Here is a 21,306-nt window from a genome sequence, read left to right as displayed (position 1 = left end):
CAGAATGAAAGACCTTTCCGTTCTGATCGTGGGCGGCGGCGCCGGCCTCGGTGCGCTTCTTGCCAAGATGGCTGTCGACGCTGGCGCGGCAAAGATCGGCATCATCGACATCAACCAGGAAGCGGCGGAGAGCGCGCTCGAGTCGGCAAGCGCCAAGGGCCTGCCTGTCGCCACCGCGACGTGCGACATCCAGGTGGGCCCGCAATGCCACGCCGCCTTCGATGCCATCGTGGCCGAGCTCGGACGCGTCGACACGCTGATCAACTGCGCCGCGATTTATCCGCGCCGCCCGCTGCTCGAGATCACCGACGCCGATTGGGACGCCTCCAACGGCATCAACATCAAGGGCACCTACCACATGATGGTGGCCGCGGTTCGCCACATGCAGACGCAGGAGCCGAAAGCCCAGGTGCGCGGCCGCATCGTCAATCTGACCTCGGTTGACGCCTTCAAGGCGCATCCCCAGAACGCCCATTATGCGGCGACCAAGGCAGCCGTCGTCAGCCTGACGCGCTCCTTTGCCCATCACGTCGCCAAGGACGGCATCCTGGTAAACTCCGTGGCGCCGGCCGGCATGGCCACCGAGAAGGCGAAGGCCCTCGGCTTCCTGGAAGAACTGGCCAAGGCAAGCCCGCTCGGGCGCGGCGCCGAGCCGACGGAAATCGCCGAATGGGTGCTGATGACCGGAGGACCGAAGAACACCTATATGACCGGCGAAAATGTCATTGTTTCAGGTGGTTACATCTACGCTTAGAATCACTTCGGCAACCAACGGCTGTTGAGGTTCGGCGGTGCATGATCAACGGGTCTCGAACGGAAGGAGGCGGACTTACGATGAGCGGCAAGCTTCGCCTTCCATCGCTCAATGCGCTTCGCGTCTTCCACGCCGTCGCGCAGCACAAGAGCTTTAGGCAGGCTGCCGACGAGCTTCTGGTCACGCCGCAGGCCGTCGGCCAGCAGATCAAGCTGCTGGAAGACACGCTGCAGGTGACGCTGTTCGAGCGCAAGGGCCGCTCGATCGAACTGACCGAGTCGGCGATCCTTCTTTCGCATTACGTGAAGGCCGGCTTCGACGAATTTTCCGAAGGCGTTCGTCGCGTCACCAAGTCGAACCACCGCGACCGCATCAACCTCAACGCCAGTCCATACTTCGCCACGCACTACCTGCTGCCGAGGCTGTCGCTGTTCCGCGAGGTCCTGCCTGGCGCCGACCTGCGCCTGACGACGATGGTCGACCTGCCCGACTTCGGTCGCGACGACATCGACATGACGGTGCAATGGGGCTACGGCAACTGGCCGGACTATGAGGTGACGCTCCTGGTGCCGGACCCGAAGATCATCTGCTGCACGCCGGCGATCGGCGAGGAGATCAAGTCGCCGCAGGACCTGACGAAGTTCACGCTGCTTGACACGGTCAAGTCGAAGCGACTGTGGCCGGACATATTGCGGCACCTGGGCGTGGCGCTGACCGACGGCGACCGCAGCGTCAGTTTCGACGACGCGGCGACGATGCGCCGGGCGACCCTGCAAGGCATCGGTGTGGGCCTGGTCTCCGTGATCGACGCCGAGGAGGACTTCCGCTCCGGCGCGCTGGTCGCGCCGATCGGCCGCGACGCCATTGCCGATATGCGGCCGGAGGAAGTCCCCGGCTTCTATCTTGTGGTCCCGCGCGGGCATCTGCGCGTCAAGCCCGTGGCCGCGCTTCATCGATGGCTGGCCCAGCAAGACTGGCGCAGCGACCTCAAGGTTTCCCTGCCGAAACCGACTCCGCTTTCGGACTGACAAGTGCCGCGAGACAAGCCTTCCAGCGTAGGAGACAGTAAAGAAGAACTTTCGAATGAGCCGCATTTCTTGATTTTGCGCTTGCCCGCTGGAGTGCAGGTATAAGCCGAAAGGCAAGCCCGGTTCGCTTGCCGCTAAGTGCGTGACGCAGCATTCTCTTCCCTGAAGGCCAAGGCATGACCTCCCGAGCAGACGACATCCGCCTTGGCGCGGACATTGGCGGCACCTTCACCGACATCGCGCTCGATGTCAGGGGAGAGATGTTTTCAACCAAGGTGCTGACCAATTATGCCGCGCCAGAGCAGGCGATCCTCGACGGCATCGACGCGGTCATCCGCGATGCCGGCATTTCGGCGGCCGAGATCGGCATCATCATCCACGGCACCACGCTCGCCACCAACGCGCTGATCGAGCGGCGCGGGGCGAAAACCGCTCTGGTCACGACCGAAGGTTTTCGCGATGTCACCGAGATGCGGACGGAAAACCGCTTCGAGCAATACGATCTCAACCTGCAACTGCCGCCGCCACTGATCCCGCGCGAGCACCGTTTTACCGTCAAGGGCCGCATCGGCGCCGAGGGCCAGGAACTGCAGCCGCTTGATGAAGCCACCCTCGAAGTGATCGCCGACCGGATCGCGGCCGGCAATTTCGGCTCGGTCGCGATCGGCTTCATCCATGCCTACGCCAATCCTGACCACGAGCGCCGGGCGCGCGAGATTCTCTCCAGGAAGCTGACTATTCCGATCTCGATCAGCGCCGAGGTCTCGCCGCAGATGCGCGAGTTCGAGCGTTTCAACACGGTCTCAGCCAACGCCTATGTGCGGCCGCAGATGGCCGACTATCTCGCCCGCCTGCAGACACGGCTGAAGGACATGGGCGCCGGGTGCCCCGTCTTCATGATCCATTCGGGCGGCGGCCTGATCTCGGTGGAGACCGCTTCGGAATTCCCGGTACGGCTGGTCGAGTCCGGCCCGGCGGGAGGTGCCATCTTCGCCGCTGACATCGCCCGTCGCTTCGGCCTGGAAAAGGTCGTCTCCTACGACATGGGCGGCACCACCGCAAAAATCTGCCTGATCGAGGATTTTGCGCCACGCACAGCGCGGACCTTCGAGGTGGCGCGCACTTATCGCTTCTCGAAAGGCTCGGGCATGCCGATCTCCATACCGGTGATCGAGATGATCGAGATCGGCGCCGGCGGCGGCTCGATCGCCTGGGTCGACGCCATGGGCCGCATCCAGACCGGACCGGAAAGCGCCGGCTCGGAACCCGGCCCTGCCTGCTACGGCCGCGGCGGCAAACGCCCCGCGATCACCGACGCCGACCTCGTGCTCGGCAAGCTCGACCCCGACAATTTCGCCGGCGGCGCGATCAAGCTCCATACGACCGCATCCGAACAGGCGATCCTGCGCGATGTCGGCGATCGCCTGTCGCTGAACGCCATGGCAACCGCCTTCGGCATCTGCGAGGTGGTGGACGAGAACATGGCGAACGCCGCCCGCGTCCATGCCGTCGAGAACGGCAAGAACATCTCCGACAATCTGATGATCGCCTTCGGTGGCGCGGCACCGCTGCACGCGGCGAGGCTCTGCGAAAAACTCGGCATCGACCAGTGCATCGTGCCGCGCGGCGCCGGTGTTGGTTCCGCGATCGGCTTCCTCAAAGCACCGTTTGGCTACGAAGCGCTGGCGTCGAAGCTGACGCGCCTGTCCCGGTTCAAGCCGGCTGAGGTCAACGCTCTGCTCGCCGACCTTAAGGCCTCCGCAGAGGGGTTTGTGCGCAGCGGCGCCAGCGGCAGGATCGTCTGCGAGATCACCGCCTTCATGCGCTATGCTGGCCAGGGCTGGGAAATCCCCGTGCCACTGGCCGACGAACCGTTCGGCGAGGGTGCAGTCGCCAAGCTCAAGGATTTGTTCGAGACCAGCTATCAGCGCTTCTTCGGCCGGGCCATCGAAGGGCTCGACGGGCTGGAGATCGAGATCGTCACCTGGTCGGTCAAGGCGACGGACGTTCGTCCGGCCGTGACGCGGCATGAACTCACCACCGGCAGGAAGACGAGCGAACCGACAACGACCCGGGCCGTGTTCGATCCGGCGACCGGCGCGCCACAGACCTATGGCATCGTCGAGCGCGACACGCTCTGCGCCGGCGACCACGTGGCGGGGCCCGCCGTCATCGTCGAGCGCGAGACATCGACTGTCGTCACCACCAGCTTTGACGCCGTCATCCAAAGCGACGGAGCGATCCTCCTGACCCGCAAAGGCAGCCAGGCATGAGCGATATTGGCGCAATCCGCATGCAGGTCATGTGGAACCGGTTGATCTCGGTGGTCGAGGAGCAGGCGCTGACCTTACTGCGCACCGCCTTCTCCACCTCTGTGCGCGAAGCCGGCGACCTGTCAGCGGGCGTGTTCGACCCGCTCGGTCAGATGCTGGCGCAGGCGGTCACCGGCACGCCCGGCCACGTCAACACCATGGCCGAGGCCGTGCTGCATTTCATGCACGCGATCCCGCGCGATCAGATGTTCGAGGGCGACACCTATGTCACCAACGACCCATGGCTCGGCACCGGCCACCTGCATGACATCACCATGGTGTCGCCGTCCTTCCTGAACGACGAGCTCGTCGCCTTCTTCGCCTGCACGGCGCATGTCGTCGATGTCGGCGGCCGCGGCTTCGGCGCCGACGGCAAGTCGGTCTATGAGGAAGGCATCCAGATCCCGATCATGAAGTTCGCGGAAAAAGGCAAGGTCAACCTCGACCTTGTCCGCATCCTGCGCGCCAATGTCCGCGAGCCGAACCAGGTGGTCGGCGATTTCTATTCTTTGGCCGCCTGCAACGAGGTCGGCCATCGCCGGCTCGTCGACATGATGAAGGAGACCAGCCTTGCCTCGCTCGACGGTCTCCGCGACTTCATCTTCTCGCGCACCCGCGACGCCATGCTCGAACGCATCGAGGCGCTGCCCAAGGGAAGCTGGTCGAACGAGCTGGTGACCGACGGTTACGATGAGCCGGTCAAGCTGGCGGCGACGGTTTCGGTCCGCGAGGACCATGTCGAGGTCGATTTCACCGGCAGCGATCCGATGAGCCGCTGGGGCATCAACTGCCCGATCATCTACAGCAAGGCCTATGCCTGCTACGCGCTGAAATGCATGGTGGCGCCCGACATTCCCAACAACGCCGCGTCGCTGGCCTTCTTCACCGTGTCGTCACCCATCAATATCCTGAACGCCGTACGGCCGGCGCCGGTGGCGCTCAGGCACATTTTCGGCCACATGGTTCCCGATCTGGTGCTGGGAGCTTTCTCCAAGGCGCTGCCCGGCAAGATCCTCGCCGAAGGCGCCGGCGCGCTGTGGAACATCCACATCTCGGCGCGTCCCGCAGCCGGCGCATCCGGCCGCAGGGCCGAAGTGCTGATGTTCAACTCGGGCGGCATGGGCGCCCGACCCGGGCTCGACGGCCTGTCGGCGACGGCCTTCCCGTCGGGCGTGCACACGATGCCGATCGAGGCGACTGAGCATACGGGTCCGATCGTCATCTGGCGCAAGGAGCTGCGGCCCAATTCCGGTGGCGACGGCGAATTTCGCGGCGGCCTGGGACAGGTCATCGAGATCGCCGCCACCGACGGCCACGAGTTCGATTTCTCGGCGATGTTCGACCGCGTCAATCATCCGGCCCATGGCCGCGAAGGCGGCAAGCCTGGCGTCTCCGGCTCAGTCACGCTCGACGACGGCACCAAGATGCGCCCGAAAGGCTGGCAGCATGTGCCGGCAGGGCGCAGGCTGATCCTGGAACTGCCGGGCGGCGGCGGCTATGGCGATCCGGCCAGGCGCAGCGCGGCCGCTCGGGCCAATGACCGGTCCAAGGGTTACATCAAGGGGGATGAGTGATGAGGACGAAGGCAGGGTGGCGTCGGTGCCCAGCATCGCCTATGGACTGTCACCCCATTTCCGCATCTCGACCGCGACCAACGAAGAATGCTGACCGAGGCGACCGCGCGGATCACCGCCGCCGTCGCGCAAGTGGAGTAAGCGATGCCGCACTATGAACGTATCCTGATCACCGGCGCCGCCGGCCGGCTCGGCTCGCAGCTGCGCAAGGGGCTGGCCCCGCTCGCCAGGACGATCCGCCTGGCGGACCGCGAACCCCTCGGCGATCTTGCCCCTCACGAGGAGGAGGCGGTCTTCGACCTCGCCGACATGGAAGCGACCATCGCGGCCACCAAGGATTGCGACGCGATCGTGCATTTCGGCGGCGCGCCGCTCGAATGCGAATGGCAGACCATCTTGGATTCCAGCATCCGCGGCTCCTACCACATCTATGAAGGCGCCCGGAAACACGGCGTGAAGCGCGTCATCTATGCGTCTTCGGTGCACGCCATCGGCTATCACGAGATCGAGGCGCATATCGGCGTCGATGCGCCGGTGCGCCCGGACAGCCTTTATGGCGTGTCGAAGAATTTCGTCGAAAGCCTGAGCCGGCTTTATTGGGACAAGTTCGGCATCGAGACGGTGTGCCTGCGCATCTTCTCGTCCTTCCCCGAACCGGCCGATCGCCGCATGCTGTGGTCTTATCTCTCCTTCGCCGACTGCGTGCGGTTGGTCGAGGCGTCGCTGACGGCGCCGCGCGTCGGCCACACCATCTCGTTCGGCATTTCCGACAACAAGCTGAAGATGGTCGACAACAGCGGCGCCGACCATCTCGGCTTCATCCCGCAGGACAGCGCCGAGCCGTTCCGCGCCGCCGTCGAGGCGAAGACCCCTGTTCCTGATCCGAAGAGGCCCTCGGTGAAATATCTCGGCGGCTGGTTCTGCGAGCTTGGCCACCCGGACGACAAGCCGGCTGAATAGCGCGGCACTCAGCCAGCGGGAGGCAGGCTGTCCCGGATAAAGCGATGCCAGGCGCCGCCCAGCACAAGGGATGTTCCCGTCTCATCAAAGCCCGCCGCGAGTAGGCCCTGCGAAAGCCCGGGAAAATCGAGGTTCGATCCGAACCAGGACGGCTGAGTGGGGAAGCTTGCGTTGGCTTGGACCTCGCGGGTCCAGCGACCCTCGCGCATCCAGCGCAGGACGCTGTCGGGCTGACCCTGGCAGAGATCCGAGCCGATGCCGAGATGCTCCGCCCCCATGATTTCAGCGGCTTCCTTAGCCATGTTGCCAAATTGATCGAGTGTCGTATCCGAGCCGTTCGGAAGATGCAGCGGATAAAGCGAGAGGCCGAGCAGCCCTTCCCTTTCGCGCAACGCCTGCAAAACGTGCTTGGACACATTGCGATTGCTCTCGCGCAACCAGCGCGGGTTGGCGTGGCTGATGACCACCGGGCATCGAGAGAGGGCGATGGTTTCGAGCGCCGTCCGCTCGCCTGCATGCGACAGATCGATGATCATGCCGAGCCGGTTCATCTCGGCGATCGCCTCGCGTCCCATGCGCGTCACGCCGCTGTCGTCCTTTTCCATCCAGCCGCAGCCGAGCAGCGACTGGTTGTTGTAGGTGAGCTGCATGAAACGGATGCCGAGATCGAAGAGCATTTCGATCAACCCGATGTCGTCTTCCATGGGCATCGGGTTTTGCAGCCCGAGGAAGATAGCCGTCCGGTTCGAGGCGCGCGCCCGCTCGATGTCGCCGGCGTCGCGCGCCAAAAGGATGAGATCCTCATTGTCGCGGAAGCGTGTGCGCCAATCCACCAGATGGCGCACCGTCTCGCGAAAGCCCTCATGGTAGCCCACGGTCGCATGAACCACGGTCAGCCCGCCCCGGCGCATCTCCTCGAAGATTTCGCGCGACCAGTTGCAGTATTGCAGCCCGTCGATGAGCACGTGCGGCGCGTCGCTGGTCATTCGGCCGCGCCCGCATGGATGTAGGATGTCTTGACCTGTGTGTAGAACTCGACCGCCGAACGTCCCTGCTCTCGCGGACCGTAGCTCGAGGCGCGAACGCCGCCGAAGGGCACGTGATAGTCGGTGCCGGCGGTCGCCAGGTTGACCATGACGCAGCCCGAGCGCGAGGCGTGGCGGAATTTCGTCGCGCGCGCCAGCGAGCGCGTGGCGATGCCAGCCGTCAGCCCATAGGGCGTGTCGTTGGCGAGGAAGATCGCCTCGTCGAGATCGTCGGCCGGAATGACGCAGGTGATCGGCGCGAACATCTCCTCCTGGTTGATGCGCATGCGCGAGCGCCCGTTGAGTAAGACGGCCGGCGCCATGTAGTGCCCGCGATGCGCCAGGTCGAGTGCTTCGCCGCCAGTCGCAAGCTCGGCGCCCTCGCTGATGCCCAGCGTCACATAGTCGAGATTGGCCGAGAGCTGCTCTGCGCTGACGACCGGTCCCATCTGGACGCCGGCCTCAAGCGCATGGCCGACCTTCAGGGCCTTGGTTTTCGCCAGCAATTTCTCGACGAAGGCATCATGGATAGGCCGGTGCACGATCAGGCGCGACGAGGCCGTGCATTTCTGCCCGGTACCGCCAAAGGCGCCGTTCACGGCCAGGTCGACGGCGCGGTCGAGGTCGGCATCGTCCATGATCACGAACGGATTCTTCGATCCCATTTCGAGCTGGAGCTTCACGAAGCGTGCCGCCGCCAGCGCCGCGATGCCGGAACCAACGTCGCCAGAACCGGTGAAGCTCAACCCTTGTATATCGGCATTGGAGGCAAGCTCGCAGCCGATCGTCGATCCTGACCCCATGACAAGGTTGAACAGGCCTTTCGGGATCGCCTGCCGGCTGATGATCTCGGTCAGCGCCCAGGCGCTCGCCGGCGTGATGCTGGCCGGTTTCCAGACCACCGCATTGCCGAAAGCCAGCGCCGGCGCGATCTTCCAGGACGCGGTGGCGATAGGGAAATTCCAGGGCGAAATGATCGCGACCACGCCGAGCGGCTCGCGTTCGATCAGGACATCCACGCCGGCCCGGACCGAGTCGGCGGAGGCGCCGAGATTGCGCAGCGCCTCGCCGGCGAAATAGGTGAAGAACTGCCCGGCGCGATAGACCTCGCCGACACCCTCGGGAAGGGTCTTGCCTTCCTCGCGCGAAAGCAGTTCGCCAAGCTCCTTCGAGCGCGTCATCAACTCGCGCCCGATGGCGTCGAGAACGGCGGCCCGCGCTTCGAGGCGCGCTGCCGCCCATTCGCGCTGCGCGCCTTGCGCCGCCGCCACCGCGTCATGGATGTCGGACGGCCGCGCCTGGGCAAAGCGCCCGACGATGTCGGTCACATCCGATGGATTGACGTCCTCGACCCAGTCGGCGCCGTCACGCCATTCGCCAGCAACAAAGTTCCGACCGTTCAGCATCCTGTTCGACCTGCATCAATTCGGTTGACAACGACCTAAGCAATGCTGTGAACTTCAATCAAGCTCAATTTTTGGCACGAACGTTCAGGCAAGCTTAACAGTGACCAAAACCATCAGCCTGACCGGCATGCGCAGCTTCGTCGCGGTCTGCGAGACCGGCGGCGTGCGTGCCGCCGCCGATCAGATCGGCCGCACGCCGTCGGCCGTGTCGATGACTCTGAAACAGCTGGAAGACGACATCGGCGCGCCATTGTTCGAGAGCGAACGCAAGGGCGCACTTTCGCCGGTCGGCCGCATCGTGCTCGACGAGGCGCGCGCCATGATCGCCCACTACGACCGCGCCTGTCTGGCGATGACCAGCTACGCCGCGGACCTGCAGGGACGCTGCGACGTGGCAAGCGTTCCTTCGGTAGCGGTGACCTTGCTGCCGCGCGCGGTCGCGCAGCTTCGCGCCGAGGGCAGCAGTTTCGACATCCACGTCCGCGACAGCGATTCCAACGCCATCGTCGAGGCGGTGGAAAACGGCATGGTGGAGGTGGGCCTTTGCGTGCTCGCCAGCAAGCGGCCGCAGCTCAGTTTCGAGCCGCTGTTCCAAGAGCCGCTCGATTTCGTCTGTCCGGTCGATCATTCTTTGGCAAAATCGAAGCGCCCGTTGAAATGGGCGCAGCTGGAAGGCGAGAGCTTCATCTGCAATGGCGCGGCCGAAGCGCTTGGGCTTGCCGAGACCGAGGCGCTTGCCGCCGGCTCGAAACTCACCGCGACCAATGTGAGCTCCAACCTGGCGATGGTGGAGGCCGGGCTTGGCGTCACCATCCTGCCCCGGCTCTGCCGCTGGAAGTGCAGCCATGCCGTGCGCTTCGTTCCGCTGGCCGATCCGCGCTCGAGCCGGACGGTCGGATGGATCGCCAAGGAAGGCCGGAACCTGCAGCCCGCGTCGCTGCGCTTCATCGAATGCATTCGCCAGCAGACGCAAGCGGGCGAGAAAGAGTTCGGCTATGCCGCGGCGTGATTGGTGGGTGACCGGATGACACGCCTGACAGAAGCCCGCATCGAAACGCTCGCCCGCGCGGCGCTGCTGCGGCACGGCGCCAGCGAGCGGCAGGCCGGCGCGCTCGCCGCGGCCATCGCGGCTGCCGAACGCGACGGGCTGAAATCGCATGGACTGATGTATCTGCCGACCTATTGCGAGCATTTGACCTGCGGCAAGGTGCTGGGGCAGGCCGAGCCGCGCCTGACGCAGCCGGCTCCAGCCGTCGTCGCCGTCGATGCCGGCAACGGCTTTGCCCATGCGGCCATCGCCCTCGGCCTGCCGGCGCTGATTGAAGCGGCCCGCTCGCAAGGCGTGGCGGCTTTGGCCGTCCGCAATTCCTACAATTGCGGCACGCTCGGCTATCACACCGAAGGGATCGCGCAGGCGGGCCTGGTCGGGCTGGGCTTCACCAACGCGCCGGCCTCGATCGCGCCCTGGGGCGGCCGCAAGGCGGCGGTGGGCACCAATCCCTGGTCGCTCGCGATCCCCGACGGGCAAGGCGGCGCGCGCTTCATCATCGACCAGAGCGCCAGCGTCGTCGCCAAGAGCGAGGTCATCAAGCGCGCCCGCGCCGGCGAACCGATTCCGCCCGGCTGGGCCTTCGACGCGAACGGCGAGACGACCACCGACGCCGGCGAAGCGCTGAAGGGCACCATGGCACCGGCGGGCGGCTACAAGGGCGTCGGCTCGGCGCTCTTGGTCGAGATCTTCGCCGCATGCCTCACGGGCGCCAATCCCGGGCTTGTCGCCAGCCCGTTCTCCGGCACGGCCGGGGGGCCGCCCGGAACCGGCCAGTTCTTCCTGGCGGTCTCGCCGGACGCAACGTCGGGTGGACTGTTTGCTGGCAATCTGGAGACTGTCGCCGGCGCCTTCATTGGCGAGGCGAGGCTTCCGGGGACAAGGCGCTTCGGCGCGCGCGAACAAAACGCCAAAGACGGCATCGAGGTGGCGGCTGAAACGCTCGCCACGCTGGAAAAACTCGCCGGGACTGCCGCATGACGGCAATCGCGCTGCGCCCGCCGGAGGTCGTCATGCGGCTGCAGCGGCTTGGCGCGGCGCATCCGACGCGGCTCAGCTTCCTGCGCCAGCTGATCCGCCGCGCCACCAGTGAGCAATGGCGTGTCCGCAAGTACCTGTTCGACCTCGACGACAATGGGTTCGGTCGCGCGGTCTATGCGGTCGATACGCCGGTAAGGACCTACAGCCTGGTCGCGTTCTCGACGCCGCTCGACGACGAGAAGCGCTCGGACCGCGTGATCGCGCAGGCCTGGGACACAAGCTACGTGCTCTATGACGGCTTGCCGGACGCCGCCGACATCGCCCGTCTGGAGGCAAATGCGCCGCTGCAGGAGGCGGGCCGCTACACCAGAAGCGAACTGGTGCTGGCGCGCGCGAACAAGAGTGTGCGGCTGTTCGAGGACGTGGCGTCGGCGCTGGCGCAGGGACGACAGCCGGATGAGGAGCAACTTCTCGGCGTCGGCTATCTGCTGCGCACCACGGCGGTCTACGGCAACGGCAAGTTCGGCATCGCGGATCGCGACGAGATATCCTCACGGCCGGAGCTTGCTGGATCCTTCCAGGCTGAGATGCTGACCGTCTGGCTGATCCGCTCCTTCACGCTCGACCTCGCCGATCACGTTGCCCGTCGCCGCAACCCGGCCGGCGCGGCAAGACTGGCGCCGGACCTGCGCCGGGCGCTCGGTGTGGGAAACGCGACAGGGCTCGGCATGGCGCCCTTCCTTGTGCGCCATCCGCTGTTGACGCATAGCTGGTTTCTCGCCCGCGAAACCGCGCTGGCGCGGGTGCGCGCCGAACCACAGGCCGGCGCGGCGGAACGAGACGCCTTCTCGAACGCGCTCGCCGATCTGCGCCGGCGCATTGCCCGCTGGCACAGCGACGACAGCCGCCAGGCCGCGGCAACCCGAATATTGGCCGCCGACCTGGGCGCGCTGGCGGAAAACCTCGATCAGCTTCTGGCGAAGCCGCGTCCATGGGATGCACTCTATCGCTTTGCGGAAGATCACTTCTCGCTGGAGGGGCAGGAAGCCTGCGTCTCCCTTATTCTCGAACCGCACGGTGCCTTGATCGACGACCTCGGCGACACTATGAAGGCCGACGAGACGCCGGGCCATGCCATCGACGGCGGCATGAGTTGCGCTTTGCTGCGCCAGGCGCTCCTCGACTCCTATTCCTGGGCGAGGGCAATCGACTTCGCCGAGCCGTCCGCCAGCGCGCGCTTCTGGTACGTCTCGGCGGAAAAGCTAGAGCCCCGGCTTGGCGAGCGCTTCGAGGAGGACGGCGCCGAACTCGAACAGCCTCTGGCCACCGCGCGCGACGCGCTCGGCCTGGCAGCCGCGCTGGCAAAGGAGCCGTCCACGACCAGTGTCGCCGACTTCCTGCTGCGCCGGCCCGAATGGCGCCATGCGGTGCGACGCGCCCAGATCGTCGCGAAATTTCCCTATGCCGAAATCCACGACAATCTGATCGGCGCTGAATTGCGGCCCGTCGACATATTGCGCGCCAAGCTGGCGTTCTTCGGCGCGCGCAGTTTCGATCCGCGCTCCGACCGCTGGCTGCGCATCGCGCTGTTCAGCGGCGAGCCGCTGATCGAGGATGTCGCCACGATGGCAGGAGAGGCCGCGTGATCGACCTGTCGCTCAACGAGGTGGAAACGCTGAGCGCCAAGGCGGCGCGGGGCGCCGGATTTTCCTGGGGGTTGGCCGAGGATATCGGCCGCGCGGCGCGCCGGATCGCGGTCGAGGCTGACAACTGGGGCCAGGCCATGCTGAGCCTTGCTGAACACGCACAATCCTTCGAGCCGCCCAGTCCTGCCCGCGCGGCGCGCTGGCGGAGCGGCGAGACTGACGCCGCGACTGGAGGGCCGCTCTGTCCGATCCGGACGGCGGCCCTGCTGCTCGACGAACCGCTTCCAGCGAACGTGATGCCGCTGACGATCCTGGATGTCGGCCTGCCAGTCTGGCTCGACGCCATGCTGAGCCGCTCGGCCATGCGCGTAGCGCGGCCCGCAGGGCTGGCGACGCGCGCCGATGTCGTCATCGAAAGCCGCGCCGAAACCGAGCAGTCAGACACAGGCCGGCGCGGTGCCATCGACGAGCGGACGCTTGCGGCGCTCAATTCCTTCGCCGCCAGAACCTACGTGCCGGAAAGCGAAAGGTCGCGCCTGCGTGGTGCCGGCGGCGGCCGGGTGGACGATGAATAGCAAGGGGAGAACAAGATGAGCGCAGCCGACGGCCAGAAGATCGCCATGCGTGGCGCAGGCTACTACTCGGCCAACACCGTCGGCGCCAAATACGTCATCGACAAGGTCGGCGATCTCGTCGTCGAGGCTGTCGCCAGGATGCCTCGGCTAGCTGACCGCCTGCCATTCGCCATCGCCGATTTCGGCGCCGCCGATGGGGGCACTTCCATGGACATGATGCGGCGGCTGGTCGGCGCCGTTCGGGCGAGGGAACCGAACCGGGCGATATCGATCACCTACACCGACCTGCCCCACAATGATTTCTCGACCTTGTTCCGGCTCAGCCAGGGCCTTCTTGGAACCTCCACCGAAGCGCCGCTGGCCGAGACGCCCGAGCTTTACATCTTCGGCAGCGGCACCAGCTTCTACCGCCAGATCCTGCCGGACAATTCGCTCTCCTTCGGTTTCTCCGCGACGGCGATGCATTGGATCAGCAAGCGGCCGTGCATGATCGCCGATCACGTCCAGGCGGTCGGTGCAAGCAATGCCGAGCGCGAGCAGTTCCGCGCCCAGGCGCTGCGCGACTGGGAGACGATCCTGCTTGCCAGGGCGCGCGAATTGCGATCGGGCGGGCGACTTGCGCTGGCCAATTTCTGCGTCGACGAGGAAGGCCGCTATCTCGGACATACGACGGGCGCCGACATGTTCGACAGCTTCGCGCGCCATTGGCGCGATCTGCTGCGGGCTGGGCGGATCAGCGAGACGGAATATGTCAACGCGACGTTCCAGCAGTTCTACAAGACGCCCGACGAGTTCGCGGCACCCTTCCGCGATCCCGCTTCGCCTGTGTCGCAAGCCGGGCTAAGGCTGGAGACGATGTTCACCATGGTGACGCCCTGCCCCTATGCCGAGGCGTTCCGGACCCATCGCAATGCGAAGGATTTCGCCCGGGCCTATGTGCCGACGCTGCGCTCCTGGTCCGAGACCGTTTTTGCCAACGCGCTCGATCCCGCGCGACCGCCAAGCGAACGCTCCGCGATCATCGACGATTTCTACGGCGCCTATGAAGCCGACGTCGCACAAGCTCCCGAAGACCATCGCATGGACTACGTCCACTGCGTGACGGAAATCGTCAAGTTTTGACGGAGCGGCAAAGGCCGCGCCGCCCGCTCCAGGTCTTGACGAAAACAGGTGCGCCTGTTTGAGACTCGGGATCAAGGGACATTCGCTCCCGAGGAGATGAGCAGGCGGTGGGCAAACTTTGAAGCGCGTTTTTCGATTGCTTGCCGCTGCGATCATGGCGTCCCACGCGACCGGATGCACCAGCATTTCCTACTACGCGCAGTCGCTGGAGGGTCATGTCGAGATCATGGCCGCGCGGAAAAATGTTGGAAAACTGATCCGTGATCCGTCAACGCCGGAGCCATTGCGCGCCAAGCTGACGTCGGCCAGCGCCATCCGCCGCTTTGCCACGGAAGAACTGGCGCTGCCCGACAACAGCAGCTACCGCAGCTATGTCGATGTCGGCCGCAACGATGTGACCTTGGCGGTCTTTGCCGCGCCGCAATTCTCGCTCGCGCCGGTAACATGGTGCTTTCCGGTGTTCGGCTGTGTTCCCTACAAGGGTTACTTTTCGCGCAAGGACGCGCTCGAAAATGCCGCCGCGCTGCAGAGACAAGGGCTGGACGTCTATGTGACGGGCATCACGGCCTATTCCACGCTGGGCTGGTTCAGCGACCCGCTGCTCAGCACCATGCTACGCCAGAACGACACCTATCTCGCCAGTCTTGTCTTCCATGAGCTGGCGCATCAGAAAGTCTATGTGAACGGCGACTCCGCGTTCAACGAGGCCTTCGCGGTTTCCGTCGAAACCACCGGCACGAGGAAATGGCTGCGCGCCACCGGCAATCGTGCCGGCTTGCGCAGCTATGAAGCCGATCGCAAGCGCAAGGCGGATTTTCTCGGACTGATAGCGAAAACCCGGGACGAGCTGAAACAGGTCTATGGAAGTCCCCGCAGCCCCGCGCAGATGGCGGCCGCCAAGGCAGCCGCAATCGACAGGCTGCGGGCGCGCTACCGGCAGATGCGCGACAAGCGCTGGGCCGGATACCGCGGGTACGACGCCTGGTTCGACAGCCCGATCAACAACGCGAAGCTCGCCGCGACTGCCGTCTACGGCGAAGAGGTCCCGGCCTTCCTTCGCCTGTTCGACTTGTGCTCGGGCGACTATCCGCGGTTCTACGCCTCGGTTCGACGGATCGGAAATTTGCCCGCGCCCTCGCGTGCCGAAGCGCTCAAGGCGGCGACGACATGTGATTGAGCTGAACCGCTCTAATCCGCCGCCAGCGCCGTCACCTCACGCCGGAAAGGCAGGGCGTCACCGATATCGGCTTCGTCCAGCTCGCGGGCGAAGCGGTGGCCGGCATAGGTGGCCCAGGCGATCGGCCCCGGCGCCTCGGCGTCGCCGATGACCTTGATCGAACGGATGCCGTTGCCGGCCCATTCGATCTCCCGGCCTTTCAGCTCGCGCCAGACCGCGTCGTCCTGGTTGCGTGATGCGACCAGGACGACGGCATCGGCTGCCAGTTCCTGGCGCACGCCGGTGTAGACGCAGGCCGTGACCACGCCGCCCGACACGATGCTCGTGACGGTCCTGTTGAGGACGATATTAACCCCCAGCTCCGCCAGACGGCGGTGGATGGCGCCCTGCTCCAGCGTGTTGCGGGTCCAGTCCGACACGTAGGCCGAAGGCGTCACCAGGGTCACCTTGGCGCCCCGCCGCGCCATCAGTTCGGCAAGAACTCCGCCCATGTAATAGTGGTCGTCGTCGAACAGCACGACATTGCCGTTCGGCACCTTGCCGTCCATCAGATCGTCCGGCGTGTAGACCGGCATGGCGGCGTCGATCGGCATCGGCACGACATGGGCGCGCGCCACGCCGTCGCGCCGCCAGTTCGACCCGGTTGCGATGGCGACGTTCTGGAAGCCGAAGGACAGGATGTCGTCCGCCGACAGCCGGCTCTCGAAATAGATGTCGACATTCGGCATCTGGCTGAGCTGGTACTGGCGATAGTCGCGCACTCTGCCCCAGGCCGACAGGCCCGGCAGCCGGCACTCGCGTGCCACGCGGCCGCCAAGCTCGGTGCCCGCTTCCGCCAAGGCCACCTGGTAGCCGCGCAGGCCGAGCGCGCGCGCGGCCTCGAGCCCGGCCGGCCCAGCGCCGACGATCAGCACGCTGTCGCTGTCGCCCTTAGCCTGCATGCGCTCCGGATGCCAGCCCTTGCGCCATTCCTCCATGAAGGTCGGGTTCTGCGTGCAGCGCGAGATCGACATGGTCATATCTCCGGTGATGCAGATGTTGCAGCCGATGCATTCGCGTATGTCCTCGATGCGGCCCTCCTCCACCTTCTTCGGCAGGAAGGGATCGGCGATCGACGGGCGGGCGCAACCGATGAAGTCGAGCTTGCCGGACTTGATCATCCTCACCATCACATCCGGCGAGGTGAAGCGGCCGACGCCGACGACCGGCTTCGAGGTCAGCTTCTTGATGCCGGAGACGAGGCTCTCCTGCGCCGCCTCTTCCTTGAAGCGCGAGGGTCCCGAGCAATCCTCCCAGGCGCCATGGGCGAGGTCCCAGAGATCGGGCAGCTCGGCATGCATCTCGATCATGTCGCGGACTTCGGAATTGGCGAAGCCGAGCTCGCCGATCATCTCGTCCAGCGACAGCCTGAGCGTCAGCCCGCACGTGTCACCGATCGCGTCGCGCCCTTCCTCGATCAGCTCGCGCATCAGCCGCGAGCGGTTTTCCAGCGAGCCGCCATATTCGTCGCTGCGCTGGTTGGTGGCGGTGGACAGGAAATGCTGGATGATGCCAAAGCCGTGCGCGCCGTAGAGACAGACCAAATCGAAACCTGCCTGCCTGGCGCGTTTGAAGGCATTGCGGTGCCAGCGGCGCAGATCGCGTATATCCTCTCTGTCCATGGCCCGCGCCTGAACCGGATCGTTGGTGAAGGTGCGGATCGGCAAAGCCGACGGCCCGCGCGGCACTTCCTTGGTGTAGAGATTGGGACCGTTGACGCCGGAATAGGCGAGCTGGATGCCGGCGAGTGCGCCATGCGCGTGCATGGCTTTCGCCATCTTGGCGAGCGCCGGAATGTCGGCGTCGTCCCACAGCCTGAGCTCGATGAAGGGCGTGATCTCCGAGGTGTGGTGCATCTCCGTCTGCTCGGTGAAGATGACGCCCCATCCGCCTTCGGACTTCATGCGCCGCATCTCGGCCGCGGCCGACGGATCGCGGTAACCGCCGCCATTGCAGTGCGGAACCTGATAGAAGCGGTTCTTGGCCGTCACCGGGCCGATCTTCATCGGCTCGAACAGAATGTCGTAGCGTGGGTCGCGCATAATAGCTTCCTTCATGCCGGGTCGGTCCTGCCGGTCGGCTGAGATTACTCATAAGTTGGCCCCGGCACGGGAAAACTACGGAATTCTTCTGCGCGGATTAGGACGGGCCTAATCGTGCATCCGGGGATTAGCCTGCGATGAATCGAAGCTGAGCCAAATGCGACTTCAGGGCGGCGATTGCACGATGTAGACAACCGGCTGCGGCAACGGGACAAGAGACATGGACAGCACCAGGATACTCGAGCGGCTGATCTCCTTCCCGACGGTCAGCCGCGAGTCGAACCTCGACCTCATCAGCTATGTGGCTGACCTGCTCGAAACGAGCGGCCTAGCCAGCCAGCTCATCCACAGCGTCGACGGCCACAAGGCCAACCTCTTTGCCACCATCGGTCCGTCCGACAGGCCCGGCATCATGCTGTCCGGCCATACCGACGTCGTTCCTGTCGACGGCCAGAACTGGACGCTGCCGCCATTCTCCATGACCGAACGCGACGGCAGGCTTTATGGGCGCGGCGCCGCGGACATGAAGGGCTTTGTCGCCTCAGCGCTCGCCGCCTGCCTCAAGGCCGCGAAGATGCCGCTGCGCACGCCCTTGCATCTGGCGCTCTCCTGTGACGAGGAGGTCGGCTGCCTCGGCGTGCGCGATCTGATCGACATGCTGAGCGCGGCGCCTCGACGCCCGCTGCTGTGCATCGTCGGCGAGCCGACCAACATGCAGGTGGCCACCGGGCACAAGGGCAAGCTGGCGGCGCGCGCCGTCTGCCGGGGACGCGAAGGCCACTCCGCTCTCGCCCCGCTGGCGCTCAACGCCATCCATCTCGGCTGCGATTTCGTGCGCGCCCTGCGCGACGAGCAGGACCGGCTGGCCAGAGAAGGCGCCCGCGACGGCGACTACGACATTCCGTACACGACCGTGCATGTCGGCAAGATCAATGCCGGCGTTGCGCTCAACATCGTGCCCAACCTTTGCGTGGTCGATTTCGAGATTCGCAACGTCGCCGCCGACGATGCCACGGGCATCCTCGACAGGCTGCGCAGTGCGGCCGCGCGCATTGCCGCGGATGCCGCTTCGATCGCCCCCGAAGCGGCAATCGACATCGAGATCACCAACACCTATCCGGGCCTCGACACGCCGGCCGCTTCGGAAGCGGTTGCGTTTGTCAAATCGCTGACCGGCGCCAACAGCACCATGAAGGTCGCCTTCGGCACGGAAGGCGGATTGTTCAGCCGCGATCTCGGCACGCCCGCCGTCGTCTGCGGCCCGGGCTCCATGGCGCAGGGGCACAAGCCTGACGAATTCGTCAGCGTCGAACAATTGCGGCGCTGCGACGAGATGCTGGAGAGGCTGCTGTCGCGGCTCGCCGACGGCTGGCCGTGAATCTCACTTGACGATGCGTTCGGTGCCGAAGACGCCTTGCTCGACGACGAAGCGGCGGCAATGTTCGATGAAGGCTTGCACCGTCAGCGTGCGGTGCTCGGCGTTGGGCAGCGCAATGCCCATGGTCAGCGGTCTGATGTCGCCCAGCAAGGGCACGAAGACCAGCAATTTGCCATCCGGCGACATGGCGTTGAGCGGCCGCATATTGGCGATGCCGTAGCCGAAGCCGTTGGCCACCATCGAGCGCATCACGGCGATGTCGCCGGTGCGCTCGGCGATCCTGGGCCGCAGGCCCTGGAAAGCCGAGAGAAAATATTCGCGGCTGTAGGGCAGATCGAGCAGCACCATCGGCTCATCGACAAGTTCCTCCGGCGTGATGCCCGCCCTCCCCGCCAGGCGATGCGCGGCCGGCAGCATCACATAGGCCGGCAACTGCATCAGCGGCTCGAACGTCATGTCCTGCGACAGTTCGAGATCGTAGGTAAGTGCTGCATCTATTTCGCCACGCTGCAGCATCTCGAACAATTGCCCCTGGTTGCGCTCGAACTGCCGGACGCGCACATCCGGATAGGCGTCCTCGAACTTTTTGCGCAGCGCCGGCAGCACGATCTGCGCGAAAGTCAGCAGACAGCCGACCGCCAGCGGTCCGCGCACCTTTTCCGCGATATCGCCGGCAATGTCGTGCAGCGCGTCCGCGTCGTTGAGCAGCCGCGCGGCTTCCTTGAGGAACAGGCGCCCGCCCGCCGTCAGCGCCAGCGCGTGCGAATGCTTGCGCACGAAGAGCTGGACGCCGAACTCCGCTTCGAGCTGCGCGATCGAAGCCGAAATCGAGGGCGGCGAGACATTCACCTGCTCGGCCGCCTTGGCGATCGAGCCGGCTTCGCCAACGGCGACGAAATATTCGAGCTGTCTGAGCGTGAAACGGAGCGGCATGGCGCTATGTTGCCGGTTTGCACCCGGCGATCAAGTCGCGGCCGCTCCCCGGTACTTGATTCAGGTGGTCTTCAGAACGCATGACGTTCGCGGCATGCCGCGCATCTACCATCGCACCTATTCTGGATGCCGGGTCGAGGGAATCGCCGGTCGCGTATGCCGAGTCCAGAACCGGTCGGACTATTCGTCACCAGGAACGCCGTAGCTCGGCGCGTCGGACGGGTTGATGGCGCGGGTGACATAGGCGTCGAGCTGGGGCTTGTAGATATCCCACAGCGCAGCCAGCTGCTCGATCGGACACTCCTCGGTCCAGTCGCAGCGCAGGTCGGCGACAGGCCAGGAGACATCGCGCACCAGCTTCATGCCGGCGGAGCGGACGGGCCCGGCCTCCCCGCCCGCCTTGAGCGCGGCGCGCATCGTGGCGATCAGCCGATCACCGAGATCGCCTTCGGAAGCGAGGAAGGCATCGACCATAGCTTGCGGGACGCCGCCGTTTGCGAGCAAATTGCCGCCGCAGGCGACATCCTCGCCGCGTGCCTCGGCCCAGATACCGAGCGCCTTCGGCCCGGAATGGATCGCGCTGCCGCCGGCCGCGTCGACCGCCAGCACCTGCCGATATTCGCTGAAGGCGGCCGTGCGCTTGATGATCGCGACGGCCTCGGCAGCGGAGGCGCCCCGCGCCATCAGCTCCAGCGCCCGGACGCCGAGCGTCGGGTCGGTGACGTTCTGGCTGGCAACCGCGCCGACGCCGGCCCGCGCATAGGCGCAGCGCGCCGCGACCGCAGGGGACGACGAGGACACCGCCACCCCGAACATGCCCGTACGCCGGCAGCGCGCGACGATGGAGAAGGTCATCGCGATCAGTCCGGAATGACGGCGGTGCCGTCGATCTCGACCAGCCATTCCGGCCGCGCCAGCGCCGACACCACCAGCCCGGTCGAAACCGGATGCACGCCCTTGATGTATTCGCCCATCGTCCGGTAGACGGCCTCGCGATGGCGGACATCGGTGATGTAGACGACCACCTTCACCAGATGCTCCATCGTGCCGCCGCACTCCTCGATGAGCTGCCTGATATTCTGCATGACCTTGTGTGTCTGCTCGGCCGGATCGTGGCTGTCGATGTTCTTGGCCGTGTCGAGATCCTGCGGGCACTGTCCGCGCAGATAGACGGTGCGGCCGCCCCGCGTGACGACGGCCTGGCAGAGATCGTTGTCGAGCTTCTGCTCAGGATAGGTTTCCTTGGTGTTGAATTTGCGAATTCGCGTATGCGCCATCTTGGTCTCCATGAGGGGTCGGGCTCGCA

Annotated in this window: 18 protein-coding genes; 12 read left to right on the top strand and 6 right to left on the bottom strand. The window is 65.4% G+C overall.

The genetic code is table 11. The features are described 5' to 3' along the window. Positions 1 to 4: 4 nt before the first annotated feature. From E5X34_RS16640 to E5X34_RS16620, 5 genes are all read left to right on the top strand, one after another. Positions 5 to 754 (top strand): SDR family oxidoreductase, encoded by a 750-nt coding sequence (locus E5X34_RS16640; protein WP_292566765.1) that lies wholly within the window; start codon positions 5 to 7, stop codon positions 752 to 754. 80 nt (positions 755 to 834) lie between these two features. Next, positions 835 to 1,782: a LysR substrate-binding domain-containing protein gene (locus tag E5X34_RS16635; RefSeq protein WP_292566763.1), complete on the top strand. Its 948-nt coding sequence runs from the start codon at positions 835 to 837 to the stop codon at positions 1,780 to 1,782. Positions 1,783 to 1,958: 176 nt separating this feature from the next. Next, positions 1,959 to 4,055, top strand: coding sequence for a hydantoinase/oxoprolinase family protein (locus tag E5X34_RS16630; protein WP_292566760.1), 2,097 nt, complete (start codon positions 1,959 to 1,961; stop codon positions 4,053 to 4,055). Further along, positions 4,052 to 5,668 carry a hydantoinase B/oxoprolinase family protein gene (locus tag E5X34_RS16625; protein WP_292566757.1) on the top strand — a complete coding sequence of 539 codons (1,617 nt, stop codon included), beginning with the start codon at positions 4,052 to 4,054 and terminating at the stop codon, positions 5,666 to 5,668. The genes E5X34_RS16630 and E5X34_RS16625 overlap by 4 nt, the downstream gene beginning before the upstream one ends. A gap of 144 nt (positions 5,669 to 5,812) precedes the next feature. Continuing rightward, the gene (locus E5X34_RS16620) at positions 5,813 to 6,628 is read left to right on the top strand and encodes an NAD(P)-dependent oxidoreductase (protein ID WP_292566755.1); all 816 of its coding nucleotides are present in this window, start codon (positions 5,813 to 5,815) and stop codon (positions 6,626 to 6,628) included. Between the two features lie 8 nt (positions 6,629 to 6,636). Here the strand turns inward: E5X34_RS16620 and E5X34_RS16615 are convergent, their stop codons facing one another. After that, positions 6,637 to 7,614, bottom strand: coding sequence for a membrane dipeptidase (locus tag E5X34_RS16615; RefSeq protein WP_292566752.1), 978 nt, complete (start codon positions 7,612 to 7,614; stop codon positions 6,637 to 6,639). Then, positions 7,611 to 9,059, bottom strand: a complete 1,449-nt coding sequence (locus E5X34_RS16610; protein WP_292566749.1) for an aldehyde dehydrogenase family protein — start codon at positions 9,057 to 9,059, stop codon at positions 7,611 to 7,613. The genes E5X34_RS16615 and E5X34_RS16610 overlap by 4 nt, the downstream gene beginning before the upstream one ends. 100 nt (positions 9,060 to 9,159) lie before the next feature. Here E5X34_RS16610 and E5X34_RS16605 point away from each other — a divergent pair, with 100 nt between their 5' ends. The 6 genes from E5X34_RS16605 (at position 9,160) to E5X34_RS16580 (ending at position 15,608) form a co-directional block, all read left to right on the top strand. Then, positions 9,160 to 10,068, top strand: a complete 909-nt coding sequence (locus tag E5X34_RS16605; RefSeq protein ID WP_292566746.1) for a LysR family transcriptional regulator — start codon at positions 9,160 to 9,162, stop codon at positions 10,066 to 10,068. A gap of 15 nt (positions 10,069 to 10,083) precedes the next feature. Continuing rightward, complete coding sequence (locus tag E5X34_RS16600; protein ID WP_292566744.1) at positions 10,084 to 11,088, top strand: Ldh family oxidoreductase; 1,005 nt, start codon at positions 10,084 to 10,086, stop codon at positions 11,086 to 11,088. Next, positions 11,085 to 12,734 carry a hypothetical protein gene (locus E5X34_RS16595; protein WP_292566742.1) on the top strand — a complete coding sequence of 550 codons (1,650 nt, stop codon included), beginning with the start codon at positions 11,085 to 11,087 and terminating at the stop codon, positions 12,732 to 12,734. Before E5X34_RS16600 ends, E5X34_RS16595 begins: the two co-directional genes overlap by 4 nt. Continuing rightward, positions 12,731 to 13,309: a DUF3726 domain-containing protein gene (locus tag E5X34_RS16590; RefSeq protein WP_292566739.1), complete on the top strand. Its 579-nt coding sequence runs from the start codon at positions 12,731 to 12,733 to the stop codon at positions 13,307 to 13,309. The genes E5X34_RS16595 and E5X34_RS16590 overlap by 4 nt, the downstream gene beginning before the upstream one ends. A 15-nt stretch (positions 13,310 to 13,324) precedes the next feature. Next, positions 13,325 to 14,431, top strand: coding sequence for an SAM-dependent methyltransferase (locus tag E5X34_RS16585; protein WP_292566736.1), 1,107 nt, complete (start codon positions 13,325 to 13,327; stop codon positions 14,429 to 14,431). A gap of 154 nt (positions 14,432 to 14,585) precedes the next feature. Further along, positions 14,586 to 15,608 (top strand): aminopeptidase, encoded by a 1,023-nt coding sequence (locus E5X34_RS16580; protein ID WP_292566733.1) that lies wholly within the window; start codon positions 14,586 to 14,588, stop codon positions 15,606 to 15,608. Between the two features lie 11 nt (positions 15,609 to 15,619). Here E5X34_RS16580 and E5X34_RS16575 read toward each other — a convergent pair whose 3' ends face one another. Further along, complete coding sequence (locus E5X34_RS16575) at positions 15,620 to 17,689, bottom strand: NAD(P)-binding protein (RefSeq protein ID WP_366664883.1); 2,070 nt, start codon at positions 17,687 to 17,689, stop codon at positions 15,620 to 15,622. Between the two features lie 220 nt (positions 17,690 to 17,909). Here E5X34_RS16575 and argE point away from each other — a divergent pair, with 220 nt between their 5' ends. Beyond that, complete coding sequence (argE, locus tag E5X34_RS16570) at positions 17,910 to 19,067, top strand: acetylornithine deacetylase (protein WP_292566727.1); 1,158 nt, start codon at positions 17,910 to 17,912, stop codon at positions 19,065 to 19,067. A gap of 3 nt (positions 19,068 to 19,070) precedes the next feature. On the opposite strand, the gene E5X34_RS16565 is transcribed toward argE, so the two are convergent. The 3 genes from E5X34_RS16565 to E5X34_RS16555 all read right to left on the bottom strand — a co-directional run bounded on the left by E5X34_RS16565 (position 19,071) and on the right by E5X34_RS16555 (position 21,277). Further along, positions 19,071 to 20,000 carry a LysR family transcriptional regulator gene (locus E5X34_RS16565; protein ID WP_292566724.1) on the bottom strand — a complete coding sequence of 310 codons (930 nt, stop codon included), beginning with the start codon at positions 19,998 to 20,000 and terminating at the stop codon, positions 19,071 to 19,073. Positions 20,001 to 20,180: 180 nt separating this feature from the next. Continuing rightward, a complete protein-coding gene (locus E5X34_RS16560; RefSeq protein WP_292566721.1) occupies positions 20,181 to 20,855 on the bottom strand; it encodes a DUF1028 domain-containing protein in 675 nt (224 codons plus the stop codon). Between the two features lie 5 nt (positions 20,856 to 20,860). After that, complete coding sequence (locus E5X34_RS16555; protein ID WP_042647582.1) at positions 20,861 to 21,277, bottom strand: RidA family protein; 417 nt, start codon at positions 21,275 to 21,277, stop codon at positions 20,861 to 20,863. Positions 21,278 to 21,306: the final 29 nt, after the last annotated feature.

The organism is Mesorhizobium sp. (assembly GCF_004963255.1).
In the GTDB taxonomy this organism is placed as follows: Bacteria; Pseudomonadota; Alphaproteobacteria; order Rhizobiales; family Rhizobiaceae; genus Mesorhizobium.
This window is presented reverse-complemented; position numbering and strand designations above follow the sequence as displayed.